The following is a 17,204-nucleotide window of genomic DNA, read 5'->3' on the forward strand; positions in this document are numbered from 1 at the left end:
ATTCTCTCTACAACAAGGCCAACTACGTTGGAATGCTGCAATATGTGCAACATTTCATCTTCGTTACTGCTTCGATACACCTCAGAAATTCTAACGAACCGTACGGGCCTTATTTGCTCAAAAAAACATCCATTCGAAATTCTAACGAACCCTACAGGTCTTTATTTGCTCGAAACCCGTGCATTTCCGCGTAATTCGGTCAAATAAGACCTCTGTGGTTCGTTAGAATTTTGATGGTGCCAATTTCTACGAAATAAGGCCCCCACGGTTCGTTAGAATTGTAAGAGGCGAGTCTGAGGGAGGTCGGCGATGAAATCGCCAGCCACCAAGGCTGCGTGACAGTGACCTTGCAAGCGCCGAAATGCGATGTCTTGCAGGAAAAACCAATTGGAGCGTAATACCCCTTAATATAGACAACAAAGAAGCAGCCCGGATCGATGATCCGAGCTGCTTCCTTCTTTTCATGCTTATGCCATGCCGTAAACTATTCCGCAGCCTGCTCGCCGCCGCCTGTTCTTGGCTGGTATTGATGTTTGATCGACGCTTCCTCGATATCACCGGCTGCCCAATGGGTGTCCGGCACGTCTTTCCATGGGGAATGCGCAATTCCGTAAAGCGGGCCTCTGCCAAGCACGCGGTTCATAATCGTTACCGCTTCGGCGCGCGTGAGCGTGCTGCCCGGATGGAACGTACCGTCTGCATAGCCTTTCAGATAACCTGCGCTTTGAGCGATCTTGATAGACGAATCCGCCCAGTGGCCGGCCGTATCGGAATATCCCGCTCCTGCAGCCTGGCCCTTCGGAGCGAAGCTCGCCGTAATCGCAGCCAGTTCCGCACGGGTTACAGCCTGCTCCGGCTTGAAGCTGCCATCGGCATAACCGTGCATCAATCCCATACGCGTCACTTGTGCAATCGCGCCTTCTGCCCAATAGCCGGACTTCACGTCAGCGTAGGTATGGCTGCTCCCTGTCTCGGATTGCGTGGAGACGCGGGACAGAATCGTCGCAAGCTCTGCACGGGTGATGCTGCCGTTCGGCTTAAACAAGCCGCCGTCATAGCCCTTCACGTAAGACGCGTGTGCGAAGATAGAAGAATCCCCTGCGATCTTCATTAGCGCGAACGTACTGAACTTGTTCGTCGTAAATTGAATGCTGCGTACGCCGTTAATCGTCGTCAGCGTACCTGGCTTGAACTCGGTCGTGCCGTCGCTGTGTTCAATGTACACGCCAAGCCGCTTCAGCTGCGCTTCGCTGATGGTTGCATCCTCGATTGGGAGGACAAGCATTACCTCGCGATTTTGCAAATTCGTCTCGATTTCTACCGGATGACCAAGCAGCGTCACTTCACTGCCGCCGGCTGCCGCGATGACGACCTTCGCGCTGCTTGCGCGTTTCTCGAGTTCCTTACCCTTATCCGCTGCTTTGACGGGAACGAGATTAAAGTAAGCATCGTCTTTGAAGTCCTTCAGCGATGCGTTCGGAATTTGAACCGTTACGCCATTCGCCTCCAGTTTGACGTCGAGTCCGCTCTCCCTGAGCTGGCTGACCGTTTCTTTGGGCAGTGTGATGCTCGTTAAAGATACTTCATTCTTCGATACCGGAACCGAGACGGTAACGAATTTGTCGCCTGCGGCTTTGGATTTGTCGATTAAGGCTTTGGCAATGTCGCCGGATAATTTTACTTCGTCCTTAACGGTACCGTCAGGCAGTGTCGTATGCACGACTTTAATTGCGCCCGGATCTGTGTATCCACCGCCCCCACCGATATTAATCGGACCTGCGGGATCGGAATTCGCGGAGACATTGAATTTAAGCGCATCGACAAGCATGAGCGCGCCTGTTTTCTTGACGACTTTTAGCGTGTGTACGCCGTCTGACAATGATGAGATGCTGAACAAGCTGACCATTGCGTCCCGAGTTACCGCATTCGCATTCACGGTTTCCTTCAGTTCGCCGTCCATATAGATGTCCATATCGCCTTGCTCCGGTCCTGTCGGGGACAACAGCTCGACGCCTGTTCCCTTGAATGAATATTGGAAGTAATCGCCGTTTGCAGCTGTCGCGTGCACATCATTTACATTGTCTCCTATAAATGTAAACGTCAGCTTTGTCGTACCGACCGGCTGAGCTGCCAAGTACGCTTTGTTAATGGTAACTTTATTGCCTGCAATGCTGTAATCAGTACCGTTTACGAGCGTGTAAGCGCCGTTTGAGATTTCTTTAAGCGTGCCGATGCTGCCAAGAACATTCACGCTCACGTCGGCTTGTGCGGAGACATTCTTGTCGAATTCGGCTAAGGACACGTCTATCATATCGGTTAAACGCACTTTCAGGGCATCAAGCAGCATGAATTGGCCGGATTTCTTGACCGCCTTCAAAGTATGAATGCCGGGCTTCAAACCCGAGACCGTATAGACGGCTTGCTGGGGCTTATTGCTCGCATTGGCTTCATATGTGCTGACCGTTTTGTCGAATACGCCGTCGAGGTACATATCTACATCGCCTTGACCTTTATCGACTTCGGTAATGTACGAAATACCCGTACCGTTGAACGTATAAGTAAAGAAACCCCCGTTCGTTTCGAGGTAATGCACATCCTTGTTGTAATCGTCAAACGGACGACCGCTGCTGGAATTCCATGAACCCGTATATGAAATGTTCGGGTTGTCGTCATTAATCATCGCATAGCGTTCCGGCGATGCTGAATTGATGACATTGATGACCAGCGTCTGTGGGCTGCTAACGCTGAATTTGAAGGTGATGTTCGCCACGCCGACCGGTTGCTGCTGCAAATACGTCTTGTTAATGGTCACAAGACCGTTCTCGATCGTGTAATCTGTACCTTCAGTCAACGATGCCTCCCCGTTCTTAATCGCGGTTAAACTGTTGCCGTCGCCAAGCGTCAGAATCGTCGTGACATTGGCTTGTGCCGAAGTTTTCAAATCAAAGGTCGCAGATAAAGTGCTAAGCGATGTACCTGTAACCGCGATTGAAATCGACTGCGTATCACCGCCGGCAAAGCCAAAATCCAGCACGGTCGATTGGCCGGATGGCTGCTGCATGAGATAGCTTTGCTTGATCGTCACGTCGCTTCCGGTAATCGAATAATCGGTATTGGCTGCAAGCGTTGCCGCTCCGTTCTTAATCCCCGTCATCGAGCTTGCTCCATACGGCAGATGGACCGTAATGTCAGCAGGAACGTCCTTGCTGAAGCTGGATGCGGACGGCTGACCGAGGAGTGAATCCGTGGTGACCTTCAACGCATCGAGGATAAAATAATATTGGCCTGTGCCATTGCGCACGACACGAATGGTATGTGCGCCCGGCGCCAGGTCCGTCTTGCTGAAGACGGCGTATTGGCCGGCTTGCGGCGTGCCTTCGGTATTCACCGTTACGGCTGCATCGTTGTCGACATAGACGTCGAGCTTGCCGTTGCTGCCGCCTTTCTCCGACCACAGCTCAATGCCGGTGCCGTTAAAGGTATAGGTGAATTCAGGTTCCTTCCCGTTGTCGGGTTCACCGTAGTGCACGTCGTTCATGTAATCGGACAGTCCGTTTCTATTATTGCTGTAGCCCCACCTGTTGGAGTAGGAAATAGCCGGATCATTGTCGTTAAGCATGACCGTATGCGATACAGCCGCTATGCCAAGATCCTGACGCGATAGCTGCGAGTTGTCGCCGTTCTCCGCAATTTGTGTAACGTTTGGAGTCGGAGCGGGGGATGAATCTGTTACCGCGATGGACAAATCCTCCACATCGCCTACCAGCTCTTTGCCGCCATTGCGAGTCCAGGTCCCTGTATAACGCATGCCCGTGTCGTCATCGTTAACTAGCGACGTTCCGGCTTGTGCCGTTACCTTAAGCAATCGCGAAGCATGCGGTTCGAGTGTACCCGAACTGAAACCCGTCGCAAATTGGCCCAAATCCTTATGCGCCCACAGATCACGGACGGAAGCGGCACCAGTAAGGCCAATGTCCTTCCAGTTCACATTCACCGAGGAGGCCTTGTTGCCAAGGTTGTACAACGCGACCGTATACGTGCCATCGCCATTATTGGCGTACCATACCTGCTGTTTGGTAGACATAGAAACCGGATGTGCCGGACGGCCCGCCTGATTGACGGCGATCACCTCGTCGTTCGTCAGCAGCTCAAGTCCGTAATCATCCAGATTGCTCAGATCGTCACCGGTATACAGCTGTGCGGAAGATGAAGCCCACAGCGTCATCGCCGTCTGCCGTTCATCCTTCGTCAGCCCCGATGTCAGTCCATTGCCGATGTTGAGAGAGTCGAAGTCGTTCCAGCCGCCCGGACCTGCATCCCGCCACCACAGCGCGGCATCCGGGAACAAACGGGCAATGTTGGCCCACGTCGTCATGCCGACTTCGCGGTCGTAGGATTCAACATCCCAGTCTACGCGCCAGCCGTTCGCGTATTTCTTCCAGAAATCTACGTAGTTATGATCAAGCGCCCATGAAAGCTCGAACCAAATTTTACGTTTGCTAAGCGCTTCGGACCACGCTTTGACATCATCCCGCGCGTCAATCGACGTGTCGTTATGGCCGGAACCCGGCGTAACGCTGTCGAACTTCACGAAGTCCACGCCCCACTTAACCAGCTGGTCCGCGACGGACTCGACGTATTTCTGCGCGCACGGATTGCTGAAATCGACCTTATAGCCCAAACCCCAGTAATCCGCAACCTTGTGAGGCGTTACGGCAATATCGTTAACGAAACAATCCGTCGTGCCGTAGACCGGAACCCGAGTAGGCGAATTAATGATGCTCGGAGAGATACCCGGAATCATGTATATCCCGATTTTCTGTCCGTTGTCATGGACGTATTTCGCGAGATTCTCGAATCCGCCCGGATAGAGCGTCGTGCTCGGAATCGGACGTCCATATTCGTCGTTGTCGCCATTCCAGCCGGCATCAATATTAATATAGTTATAACCGTGCGCCTGCAGCTTCTCGTGCATCGCATCGGACATTTGCTTGATTTTCGCCTCGGAAACCCAATTTCCCGAAGGACCGTCATATACCTGCATGCTGTAGCTGCTCCAGCCCATGTACGGCTTCAACGCTAAATCGTTATCGGCCGCTTCCGCCACGTTGGCGTGCGGAGGCACATAGCCGATCTGCGCGATGGCGATAATAGCCAGAAGAAGACCCAGCCAGATTTTTCTTCGGCGCTGCTGTGATTTGTTTTTCATTTCCTTCAGTCCCCTTTGTCATTAGAAAATAGCCTCTAGATGCATAGGCGGCATTCATCCGCGGTTATGTACGGCGAGCGGACGCTGCTTGTCCCCCTTTCTCCCGATATGTCACTCTGCATGTGCGACGACAACCTTAACGGCCAATCTGAAAGCGCTTTTATTCCGAGGCAAAAATATGTAGTTGCCAAGCTTCAAGCAGTAGATAACAATCCGCTCGAATATGTATGACAGCGCTTTCCACACGACCGATTATATAAGACCCGTTTACGGCGGAGATAGGTACACTTCCGTCCAAAACAGTACGAATTGTCAGATTCCAGGGGTACAAATCATCCTCGGCAGGGCCGCATTTGCTGTTTTTGAGCTCCGCTTTAACTGCACGCGGCAACACATCTCAATTGTTCCATACCAACGGGGACAAGGAATTTCTAACGAACCGTAGAGGTCTTATTTGCCCCAAAAACCGCGATTCCAAATTCTAACGAATCCTACAGGTCTTATCCGCTCCAAAACCCGTGCATATGCGCCGAATTCAACTAAATAAGACCTCTGTGATTCGTTAGAATTTTGAAGGTGCCAATTTCTACGAAATAAGACCTCCACGATTCGTTAGAGCGGCGAAGGCAAGAGAGAAGTTGGTGGAGTGACTGAAAAAGGTTGGCGGGAGAGCTGCCACATCATCAATAGAGCACCTCGTAGTATGACGGCGGAAGGTTGGAGAGAAGTTAGTGAAGTGACTGGGAACGGTCGGCGAGGAACGGTTGTATAGAATAATCGAGCGAATGCCGGGAGGCTACTAAGGGACCGTCAAATGACCTGGCGAGCGGCTGAAGAGAGGCTGCCAAATGGTTATTGAGGGGCTATCGAAGACTACAGGATGGCTATTGAGCCACCGCAGAGAGACTATGATGCGACTATCGGGGACTGCTGAATAGCATTGATCGGCTGCGTTGAAACTCTAATTCGCTAGCACAGTAGTTCCGAGCAACAGCTCCAGCAGCTTCTCGCTTTGAAGCTCGGGTAGCAGCTCGGCGCCGCAAGCCCCGCGAGCCTGCGCGGCAAAAGCGGCGGCAAGCCCCGACGCAGCGGCGCGCTGCTGCCATGGGCGCGCGCCCACGACGCCGGTCGCGGCGGCGAAATCATCCGCTGCCGCCCGCCAACTCCCGCCCAAGGCGGCAGTCCAACCCGCGGCCAAGCAGCGCCGCGCCTCGGCCACAGGCGACCGCGCCAATAAAGCGGCCGGTCCGCCCCATGCCTCAAGCATACCAGGCGCTTCGCCCTGTCGAGCGAGCCAGACACTTCTGAGCAGCGGCCTCACCACTGTGACAGCCGGGGATGCAGCCGAACTTGAATTCAATTGCAAACCGTGCAAGAGTGTCCAAACCGCCTCGCCCTCATATTTGTCCAAACCAAGATCACTAAGTATCGCTTCCATCTCGCTTATAAGATACCGATCACCTGCTGCCAACGCTTCGTCCCCACAATCGGCAGCTCTAAGCCATTCCTCCGCTTGCCTCCAATATTTTCGAATCGGGGCATGCAGCAGCCCGAGCAGCAATAGCCTCTGCCAAGCCGGCCAGTAATTCGGCTTATGCGCAAGCGCCGATACATACGCCTGCGCGGCCTCTTCGAACCGATAAAGCCGCTCCAGCGCAGCGCCTCCCATATAGCGCGAGCGATAGGTGCCCGCACCTTCAGCAGTCGAATAATTAGCCGGCACCATACCTATGGACGCCGCAGCTACCGCACAGCCCAGCGCCGCTTCCGCATCATCGAGGTCAAACAGTACTTCGCCTCTGGCTGTATGCATATCCGCAAAATCCGGATAACGCAGCACCCCAACCTTGGCGTAGCGAGCGGCATCATGCAATCGGCCTGCAGCCCTGCAGCCGTGGACGATTTTGAGCAGCAGATCCGAGCCGTAGCCTTGGTCCTGCACGATCGCCGCATCTACCAGCGGTTCCAGCCACTTCAACGCCTCGCTGTATCTGCCCGCTGTAAACAATTCCGTTCCCGCCGCATAACGAAGAATCGGATCGTTCGGTTCATCCGCTAAGGCAAGCGAAAGCAGCCGCCTATTCCGAGCAAACTTCCTGCGCTCCGCAATGATTTCATCCCGATAGCCTTCATGCCAAATTTCAATGCCGGATGCAAGTCCAAGGCGCTCCTCGCCCCCAAGCTCGATGATGCTCGATGCCGCTTCTTCGTGAATAATACCGCGAAAGCGAACCCCTGCATTATTGCGAAAAAGCCTGCATACCGCATCCGTCACCACACTCACGGAACCCGCACCCGAGCCGCCCCCAACCCAGCTGTGAAGCTTCACATAGTAGCCCCACTTGGACGAATCGGCCAGCAGCACCTCCCAGTTTTCCACGGAAGCCACCACTAACCGCTCATCGGCGTCGAGCACCAGAATCCATGGCTGCCCCGCTGCAGCGAGGGAACGATTTCGTGCCGCGGCAAAATCATCCTTCCACGTCATCCGCAGCACGTTGGCACCGAAAGCTTCCCCGATTGCAATTGTATCGTCCGTAGAGCCGGTATCCACAACGATCATTTCCGCAACGTACGGTGCCGCGGATCGCAGACACTCCGCTAGAAACCGACTCTCATTCCGAACAATCATACATAAGGAAATGGGCAGCACCCTCCCGCCATTACCACCATTCCCGTTCCCGCTCTCACTCCCCGCATCACGTTGCCCGATCATCGCAAATGCTCACTCCCTGCCGGCAGCAGCAACCGAATGCTTGCCGCTGCTTGTTTTAGCATTGAAGCATCATGTTGCAGTCGGCTCAAGTGATAATCCGCAAGTCCGCAGAGCGCTTGCACAGAAGCGCGAATCCCCTTCTCGGAACCTGAACCATCAAAAGCAGCAGGCGGTTTCAAATCCAAGTACTGCCCGATTACTGCCCTCACCTTCTCTATTGCTCCCTCGGCTTGTACGGACGACTTCTCCCGCATGGTCTCGCTGCTTCGCAGCAATAGCGGCAGCCAGTGAACGGCTCCAGCCGGATACCGCTGATCTTCAGCTCCACCTAGCCACGAAGCAGCGGCCGCAAGTTCCGTCACTAACGTCTGACCTCCCGCATCCGTCGTCTCCTCAGGACCAAGCCCTTCCTCCATACGCACGCACGCCGCCGCCAACGTTTTCCAAGGCAGAAGTGCGGCACGTTCCTCGTCTGAAGCCGCCGCCAACGAAAGCCGATTATCCAACCATAGCTGCGTAGCTCCATAACAACCGTTATTCAGCATGATACCGGCCAACTTCACAGCAGCTTGCGGCGAATCCACTGTAAACCGTTCACTTGCAAAAGCAGCCAACTGCTCCGGGCTGCCAGCAATGCGCATCATATGGCACAACCGCTGCAGCGGCAGAAGCAGACTCCCCCGATACCGCACTGCTTCCGCATACCAATGAGCCGCTGTCTCATAATCAAGCTCCGCTTCATGCATCGAGCCCAGCCAATAGGCGGATTGATACGTGCCCATCCCATCCTCCGTATGATAAATCGCCGGCGCACGCCCGATATGAATAGCCGCCGCGAACGCTTCCGCCGCCCGGCGCCATCGGCCCACCACGGCAAGACTGACTCCTTTGGCATGCCACAAATCCGGGTAATCCGAATACCAAACCAGACTCTCCTCCAGAAGTGCCAGCGCTTCCTGCCATCTCCGAAGGGCTTGCAAGCCATGAACTTCATGCTTTACGAGCAGATGGGCGTAGCTGACTGACGCATAATTAATACCTTCTCTTGCCCGGCGAAAAGCGCCAACCGCTTCCTCCACTTCACCGCCGCGAAAGTATTCCACGCCAAGGTTATACCAATGAAACCGATTATCCGGGTCCTCCTTGATTGCTTGCTCCAGCAGAGTACGGTTGCGCTGCAGCTTGTTTTTGGCGGCGACGACCTCTCGTTTGTACCCGTAGTGATGAATAATCACATCGCTAAGATGAAACCTCGCTTGCGGCGTATGCTGTGTAATCGGACCGGCAATTTGCTCATGAATGCGTCCCTCGAACCGGTAGCGCGGATCGTTGCGAAACATGCGAAGCACTGGATTAATGGTCGCCCCTTCGCTCCGGCCATCGCTCATGTAATTCCAGATGTTTAGAAAATAAGCCGTAATCTCCGGCTCCTGAGCCAGCAGCCGAAGCTGCATCCCCGTAGCCTCGTCCAGCTCCTCATCCGCATCCAGAAACAACACCCACTCGCCATTGGCGCGGGCTAATCCCTTATTGCGTGCCGCTGCAAAATCCCCCGTCCACTCGCTCCGCACAACGATCGCACCGTACTTCCGCGCAATGGCAACCGTAGCATCCTTCGATCCCGTATCCACGATGATCAGTTGATCCACGATGCCTTGCACGCTTTGCAGGCAGCGCGGCAAATCCCTTGCCTCGTCCTTCACAATCATGCACAGCGTAATCAGAGGCTTCGCTATCGATTTATCCGGCTTGGACATGGGCACGCCTCCTTTGCGCGGCGCTGAACTTCGTCCGCCAGCCAGCTGCCTGCACGCGGATCAATGCCGTGCCGATTTGCTCCAAATCCGTATGCGGCCAGCCGCCGCCGAACTGCTGCGATTGCGAGGAAGCTGCCGCCGCCCACGGCAGCAGCGCTTCCCTTGCCAGCGACAACGAACAAGCGGCTGCGCCAAACCGCGCCCGCTCCGGAGCGGCACCTTGCTGCAGCGCCTGCTCAAACAAGGACAACGCCTCGCCGTACAGCTGCTTCCCGTAGAGAATTTCACCGAGGCCAAACAATTCCGTCGCACGCAGCTGCCTGCTCTCCATAGCAGATAGCAGCAAACCTGCAGCAGCGTGCGTATAGCCGTTCAGGTATAACCGTTCCGCGTACCCTTCGCGCAGCTCGGCTCCGGTTTCTTGAAGCTTGCCCGCCAAAGTCAGCATGCCAAGCCGAAGTGCGCGGTCCAGCAGCAGACTCGCAAAGTCAGCACGAATAGCCAATCCGCTGACGGTTCCCGCCAAGAATCCATCCATGGCAAGCAACACGGCTTCGAGCTGCTGCACCTCAGCATCTGCACTGCCATGCAGCAAGCCGCGCAGCCCTTCATCGAGCGCCCCGCCTTCACTCCAACTGCAAAGGGCCGCATCCACGCAAAGCTCCGGCCAGTGCGGCACTGTTTCCACTTTTGCAGCAGGCTGCTTCTCGCCTTCCTCTTCCGCATCTTCCGCGGCCCGAACTCCCAGCGCTGCAAGCAGCACCGCCCGCGCCTCGCCCGCGTGCCCGGCACCGACCAGGCATGCCGCGTACTCGCGCGCGTCCGCCGGCGCGAGCGGCTGCGCCGCGCGCCATAGCGGCAGTGCGGCGGCATACGCGCCTATGCCGCCAAGCACCCGGGCCTGCAGCGCTAAATCCCCCGGCGCTGCAAGCCCCACGCTCGAAGCCAGCGCTGCGCGTATGGCTTCATCGCGCTCGCCCGCGGCCTGCTGCTGCTCCGCCCAGCCGGCCAGGGCAGGGCCAAACCGCGGCGCCTCCGCAACCGCCGCCGCGTACAAGCGCTGCGCGCTGTCGCCCCGGCCGAGCGCCGCCTCGGCCGCAGCCAAACCGCAGCGGGCGCGATACGTCCCCGCGCCCGCCTCGGCCACATACCGGGCGGCGGCAGACCCCGCCGCCCCCGCTTCCAGCGCCGCCTCGTAGGCGCTGCGCGCTTCCATGACGCGCCCTTGGCGCATAAGGCTGTCGCCGTAGAGCAGCTGCACGTCAGGGTAGTCCGCGTAGCGGTCTACCTCCCGATGCAGCAGCGCGGCGGCTCCGCCGGCGTCATCCAGCGCAAGCAGCGCCTTCGCCCAGTCCCGGATTAACACGGGACGATACGGCGCTTCTGCACGCACAAACAAATAAGCCAAAGAGAATGCCGTACAAGCATCCTTTGGCTTATTCAATTGGCAGAGCGTGACGCCTTTGTTATAGAGGTGAAACGGATCGTCGGGCTGCAGCAGCAGCGCTTTCTCAACAAGTCGTAAGTTCCGCGCTGCCTTTCCTTTACGAGCAATTACGTCAGGCATGTATCCGTCATGCTCCATAGTCAGCTTGCAAAGTGGACCATCGACGGCAATGGGACCAGAGCCGGGCCGGACAAGCTGTTCATGAATAGCGCCTTGATAGCGAATTCCGCGATCTGCCCGGAACAGTCGCACAGCTTCATGACCGACCGTCTCTCCCATCTCGCCGCCGTAACGGTTCTCCATCGTCACACGATACGCATCCGCCTGCGCGCTGCGCAGTAGCTCCCGAAGGTCTGTCCGCTGAATACTCGCACTCAGGTACTCATCAGCATCCAGTACAAGCACCCATATCGTTCGAGCCGCATCCAGCCCGGCATTTCGTGCCGCAGCAAAATCATCCTCCCACGTCTGATGAATAACCCGTGCCCCGTACGCTTCCGCTATAGCGGCCGTACGGTCCACAGAGCCGGTATCCGTAACGATGATTTCGTCTGCAAGCCCCTGCACGCTTTGAAGACAGCGTCCAAGAACGTCCTCTTCGTTGCAAGCGAGGACATGAATGCCGAGCAGCATGCGATCACACTCCCGTTCGTAACATTAAGTGCCTTGTCCGTTAAAGAATACATCGATTGTCGTTGGATTGCCGGCAACGGCTGATTTGTAAGCGAGCCGCGTGTATTTGAGGAAACGCTGCGGCACAAGCACATCCACGCTGCCTACGGAAATCCCCGTCGACGTATCGACGTCCGCATACCAGTTGGAGCCGTCCGCACTGATTTCGACTCGAGCATCGGCTTTAGCTGCCCCAGGTCCACGGTTGTATACGAAGAACGAATAAGTGCCAAGCACGCTGGTGGTCACAGCATTGAGCGCCGTATAGGCGGCTGATGTTGTAAGCAGCGAGTTGGATTGCTCCATGAAGCTCTTCTGCGAAATCGAGGTTACGCTGCTCAGTGTACCTGCTGTGATTGTCGCTCCCATCACGCTGGTGATCGTACCATTAAGCAGATTCGTCAGTGTCCCGGCTGTGATCGTTGCACCAAGTACGCTCGTAATCGTACCGTTAAGCAGGTTCGTCAGTGTTCCCGCTGTAATCGTTGCACCAAGCACGCTGGTGATTGTACCATCTAACAGATTATTTATCGTTCCAGCTGTAATTGTCGCTCCCATCACGCTGGTGATCGTACCGTTTAACAGGTTCGTCAGTGTCCCGGCTGTGATCGTTGCACCAAGTACGCTCGTAATCGTACCGTTAAGCAGGTTCGTCAGTGTTCCCGCTGTAATCGTTGCACCAAGCACGCTGGTGATTGTACCATCTAACAGGTTGTTTATCGTTCCGGCGGTGATTGTCGCTCCCATCACGCTAGTGATCGTACCGTTTAACAGGTTCGTCAGCGTCCCGGCTGTAATCGTTGCACCAAGCACGCTGGTGATTGTGCCATCTAACAGGTTATTTATCGTTCCAGCTGTAATTGTAGCTCCCATCACGCTGGTGATTGTACCGTTTAACAGGTTCGTCAGTGTCCCGGCTGTAATTGTAGCGCCAAGCACGCTGGTAATCGTACCATCTAACAGGTTGTTTATCGTTCCGGCGGTGATTGTCGCTCCCATCACACTGGTGATTGTACCGTTCAACAGGTTCGTCAGTGTTCCGGCGGTGATTGTCGCTCCCATCACGCTGGTGATCGTACCGTTAAGCAGATTTTCAATGGCACCGACCGAAACCGTACCGCCGGAGATCGTGACCCCGGAGATGCTGCTGATGGTACCGTCCAAAATAATATTCAGTATATGACCAGCCGAATCGGTTGCTACCGCTCTCGCCGTTTCGGTATCGTCATGACCAAATATCAACGTCCGGAGGTTGTCCGGATTTGGGTTAAAGCTTGAAAAGTTCGGCATCGCTGTTCACTCTTTCTTTTTGCAAAATAGCCTGCAGCGCTTTCTGCAGTCTTGTCTTCACCTTGCCTTCTGTGATTGAAAATAAATACAAAGCTTGGTCGGTTTGCCGGGCTGCTGCGACTTGACCGCAAGCCGTGCATACCGCAGAAATTTGGCTGGCACGATAACGCCCATACCTTTGATCTCCACAACCCCTTCCGTTTCGATTACATAATCCCTCCCATTAGGACCGATCTCAAGTTGAACCGCCGCAGGCTCGCAGCCATGATTAATAACGGCATACGAATAGATCGTTTTATTGGATGTGTCCTGTGAAGGCAATGGAACAAAGTCGTCCGTCGTCTCGACATTCAGAAATGTGCGCTCCGAAAACACCCCCTTCTTGGAGGGTTGGCACTTCTTGCTGCCTGTCGATTGTCGATCGCTTTGGTTATATACACCGTCCCGCTTGTGGCATGGAAGAAGTAGAGGCTTGCTTCCCTTGGTACGGCGCCGCGAGTGCTTGCTGCTCATGACATCTTCCCCTTAGCAATAACGCTTCTGTACTCTATGTGCTTCCGGCAAAGAATGAAACGGCATATGTCCTTTAAGCTGTGGGCATTGGCCTTTTCTATTGAAATCCATTTTAATCTAGGTCACTTCGCAAGTAGATTCCATATACTGTTAAATAAGGATATTTTTATTAGTCTATCACTCTACTACTGAGAGGTGCTGGATGAACAATTACAACGTGTTTAATACCGAACATAACCCCATCTATATGCAGCAAAATAACCCCTACACCTCGCCCGGTGTTAACGAAGGTCCAGAGGCCGATGCTGCCAAGAGCGGCTTTCTCTTTATATTGAACACCGGCAGTACAAGCGTAGGCTCAGGAAACTCGCTTCTGCTGCAGGCTGCTAATCCGAATGGCAGCGGGAAGAAGCTGTATATTTCGCGCATCACAGGCGGCACGACTGCCGCGGCAACCTTAACGATAGCATCGGGCGGAACGATTACCGGCGGTACAACACCGACTCCCTTTAATGCCTTGTTCGGAAGCTCCACTACGAGCGTCGTGACTACGAAGCAAAATACCGGATCACTTGGCGGCTCCCCGACCACTTGCATGGTCATGCAGGTGACTTCCGGCCTCTTTGATATTAGCTTCACAGGCTCACTCATCGTGCAGGCCAACCAAACCATTTCCGTCACGCTCGGTACAGGCTCCTTGACGGGTGCACTAAATTTGACCTGGTGGGAGGTGTAACCGTATATGCCCAATCACTTTGTGTTCGATCAATCGAACAGCAAGTTTTATGGCCAATTGACGAATACGTACGTGTCACCCGGAATCCACGCACCGCCAGACTACGGTGCAACGGTATCGGCACGCGAATTTGCAGCTACTTACAACAACTCTGCATCGCTCAGTATATTAGGTGGTTCAGTGACAGCAACCATTCAAATCTCCAATCCCAATGCCAGCGGCCGAACGCTCTATGTCTCTCGTATTACAGGTGGTGTGGGCGTTGGACTTAGCTTGCTTTCCTCTTTCTCCGGCTCCTTGACAATGTCAAGGGCAGCTACGATCAGTTCACCTTCCACCTTAACTCCCTTCAATACGCAGTTTGGCAATTCCGCGACAAGTGTCATGACGGCGAGATCCTCCACAAGCGCCGCCTCCGGGGGGACGGCCTTTCTGTCTGTGCCGCTTAACCCCGGTATGTTTTCGTTCGACTATGTGGGCGGGCTAATCGTACCGGAGAATCAAAGCATTTCCATTACGGTCAGCAGCTCGCTCACCGTCGCGGGCACGCTTACCTCCTTCGCCAATATCACATGGTGGGAAGCATAATGCGCTTCGGTCCGTTTCCCGGGAAATAATCGCAACAGCCGCGCCTGCCAATAATCACAACAAAGACCCTTTCAGCCCGCTGCATGACGCAGCGCTGAAAGGGTCTTCTTAGTGTTGTATAGGCTTATAACTGGCCGCAGGACTGCTCATGGACAGCTGTAGTCAGCTTGCGAAGCTGTTCCCGAAGCTGGGTAATTTCCTCGCCCGGCATGTTGGTCCGGCAAAACACGCGCTCCGGAATCGTTACCGCCTTCGTCTTCAGCTCGCGTCCTTGTTCGGTCAAGCGGACGATAACACTGCGCTCATCCTCGGGATCGCGCTCCCGGTGAATGAGCGTCATCCCTTCGAGCTTCTTCAAGAGCGGCGTGAGCGTGCCGGAATCCAGATACAGCCGGGTTCCCAGCTCTTTCACAGGTACGCCGTCCTTCTCCCATAATGCAAGTAAGGTCACATACTGTGTGTACGTAATGCCTAACTCATCCAAATACGGGCGATACAGCTTCGTTACTTCGCGGGCGCAGGCGTAGAGGGCGAAGCAGAGCTGATTGTCGAGCTCCAGCTGGGCACCTTGTTCCATTGCAGTCTTCCTCTCTGCGGCTTAGGTTAGCAAGCCAATCTATAGTGAATAACACAATTAAATTGCATACAATTGATGTCGTTAGAATACCAGTTGCCGCAGATGCTGTCAACTGCTAGACCGCGCCTTTCTGATGGGAAAGCAGCAAATCCGCGATCGCCTGATGTCCCTTTCGTCTGGCCCATGCCAGCGGTGTCGCCCACTCCGGCACATCTACCGGCTCTATTGCCGCTCCTTGGCGAAGCAGATACGCCGCCATCTCCGTCTGCCCGAACTTGGCCGCCCAGCCCAGCGGAGTCGTATTATACTCCTCGTCGACAGCGTCAAGATCAGCGCCATAGCGAAGCAGCAAATCAGCCAGGTCGGTATCGCCTTTCTTCGCAGTCAGATGCAGATAGCTGATCCCGATCCAATTCCGAACGTTCGGATCGGCATCGTGGCGGAGCAGCAGCTCGACCATCTCGTTATTGCAGGAATACACCATATAATTGCTGGCGTACCAGGGTCCATTTAGCTGGACCTTATGCCGCAGCAGCAGCTTGACGATGTTGGTATATCCGCAGCTCGCCGCCTGGGCGAGCGGTCCATAATCGCCATCGTTGGCGGCTGCCGGATGGAGCGCGAGCATCTCGCCGACCAGATCGATGCGGCCAAGCGCGCAAGCACCGGCCATCGTCACGCTCCCGCCATGCTCATAGAGCAGCTCCAGCAGCTCCTGTGCGCCCTTCTGCATCGCGGCATAGGTGGCATTGCCTGATGCTTCTATCTCTGCATTTGGATTCGCTCCATGCGCAAGCAGCAGCTTCACGCACTCGGTATGATCCCCTCTGACCGCCGCATAGAGCGCCGCTCCGCCGGGGGCATCTCGCTCAGGCAAGTTCGGGTCGGCACCGCTAACCAGCAAACTGCGCACAACCTCTACATAGCCATGCTTGGCCGCGTAGTATAGCGCTGATCGCCCTGACGAGTCTCTGGCGTTGGCTAGCTGTGGATTCTGCGCCAGCTGCTCTTTCACTCGTGTCGCGTCGCCTACAGCAGCCGCGATGAAGATGTCGTACGGGATTCCTTTTCCAATCAGATAACCGAGTAAGAAGCGTTGATCACGAATCGTATTCGAGGGCAGGTCACGATTGCCTCTGTAGAAGTAATCGCCTTCCATCGCCAGATGGATAGCCTGACATCCGTCGGCTCTTTGCGCCTCGGGATCTGCGCCGCGCGCCAGAAGCAGGTCGATCAGCTCCGGCTGCCGTGTCATAACGGCCCAGTGCAGCGGCGTATTGCCTCGTTCATCACCTGCGTGGATTGTCTCCGGGTGCTCCTCGAACCATGCCAATAGCTCATCTCGCTTGTAGGCGCGAATAAGCCCCGCCGTCACATCGCCGATTGGCTGCACCTGATGGGTGCGCTGAAGATGCTCGCGAAGCAGCTCGGCCATAGCTCCGTATCCGCGGTCCTCTGCTATCTGCAGCAGAGAATCCTGCCAGCTGAGAATAGGCTTGTCCGCAGCATTTGCGCCATATCGGAGCAGAAGCGCCACCGTTTCCAAATGACCTTCCCGGACCGCAACATGCAGCGGCGATACGTATCCCCAGCTGGATTTTGCCAGATTGGAATCTTGCTGTAGCAGCTCATTCACCATCGAAGTTTCTCCTGCTGCGCACAGATCGAACATTCGTCTTAAGGATTCAGGCATCGTCAT

10 protein-coding genes are annotated in these 17,204 nt (G+C 55.1%); 2 read left to right on the forward strand and 8 right to left on the reverse strand.

What is annotated here, in order from left to right; translation table 11 throughout:
• Window positions 1-484 precede the first annotated feature (484 nt).
• From BLW29_RS29925 to BLW29_RS29955, 6 genes are all read right to left on the reverse strand, one after another.
• Window positions 485-5,209 (reverse strand): X2-like carbohydrate binding domain-containing protein, encoded by a 4,725-nt coding sequence (locus BLW29_RS29925; RefSeq protein WP_090986586.1) that lies wholly within the window; start codon window positions 5,207-5,209, stop codon window positions 485-487.
• A gap of 961 nt (window positions 5,210-6,170) precedes the next feature.
• The gene (locus tag BLW29_RS29930) at window positions 6,171-7,925 is read right to left on the reverse strand and encodes a glycosyltransferase family 2 protein (protein WP_090986588.1); all 1,755 of its coding nucleotides are present in this window, start codon (window positions 7,923-7,925) and stop codon (window positions 6,171-6,173) included.
• The gene (locus tag BLW29_RS29935) at window positions 7,922-9,682 is read right to left on the reverse strand and encodes a glycosyltransferase (protein ID WP_090986590.1); all 1,761 of its coding nucleotides are present in this window, start codon (window positions 9,680-9,682) and stop codon (window positions 7,922-7,924) included. Before BLW29_RS29935 ends, BLW29_RS29930 begins: the two co-directional genes overlap by 4 nt.
• Window positions 9,666-11,762, reverse strand: a complete 2,097-nt coding sequence (locus BLW29_RS29940) for a glycosyltransferase family 2 protein (RefSeq protein ID WP_090986592.1) — start codon at window positions 11,760-11,762, stop codon at window positions 9,666-9,668. The genes BLW29_RS29935 and BLW29_RS29940 overlap by 17 nt, the downstream gene beginning before the upstream one ends.
• A 24-nt stretch (window positions 11,763-11,786) precedes the next feature.
• The gene (locus BLW29_RS29945; protein WP_256209066.1) at window positions 11,787-13,091 is read right to left on the reverse strand and encodes a DUF6385 domain-containing protein; all 1,305 of its coding nucleotides are present in this window, start codon (window positions 13,089-13,091) and stop codon (window positions 11,787-11,789) included.
• 57 nt (window positions 13,092-13,148) lie between these two features.
• The gene (locus BLW29_RS29955) at window positions 13,149-13,604 is read right to left on the reverse strand and encodes a DUF6385 domain-containing protein (protein WP_090986594.1); all 456 of its coding nucleotides are present in this window, start codon (window positions 13,602-13,604) and stop codon (window positions 13,149-13,151) included.
• Between the two features lie 202 nt (window positions 13,605-13,806).
• On the opposite strand from BLW29_RS29955, the gene BLW29_RS29960 reads away from it, so the two are divergent.
• On the forward strand, window positions 13,807-14,340 hold the full coding sequence (locus BLW29_RS29960; RefSeq protein WP_090986596.1) for a hypothetical protein: 534 nt from the start codon (window positions 13,807-13,809) through the stop codon (window positions 14,338-14,340).
• 6 nt (window positions 14,341-14,346) lie between these two features.
• On the forward strand, window positions 14,347-14,928 hold the full coding sequence (locus tag BLW29_RS29965) for a hypothetical protein (RefSeq protein WP_090986598.1): 582 nt from the start codon (window positions 14,347-14,349) through the stop codon (window positions 14,926-14,928).
• Between the two features lie 124 nt (window positions 14,929-15,052).
• Here the strand turns inward: BLW29_RS29965 and BLW29_RS29970 are convergent, their stop codons facing one another.
• On the reverse strand, window positions 15,053-15,505 hold the full coding sequence (locus BLW29_RS29970; protein ID WP_090986600.1) for a MarR family winged helix-turn-helix transcriptional regulator: 453 nt from the start codon (window positions 15,503-15,505) through the stop codon (window positions 15,053-15,055).
• A gap of 115 nt (window positions 15,506-15,620) precedes the next feature.
• Window positions 15,621-17,204 (reverse strand): ankyrin repeat domain-containing protein, encoded by a 1,584-nt coding sequence (locus BLW29_RS29975; RefSeq protein WP_090986602.1) that lies wholly within the window; start codon window positions 17,202-17,204, stop codon window positions 15,621-15,623.

The sequence above is a fragment of the Paenibacillus sp. CF384 genome, assembly GCF_900106745.1.
GTDB lineage: Bacteria > Bacillota > Bacilli > Paenibacillales > Paenibacillaceae > Paenibacillus_Z.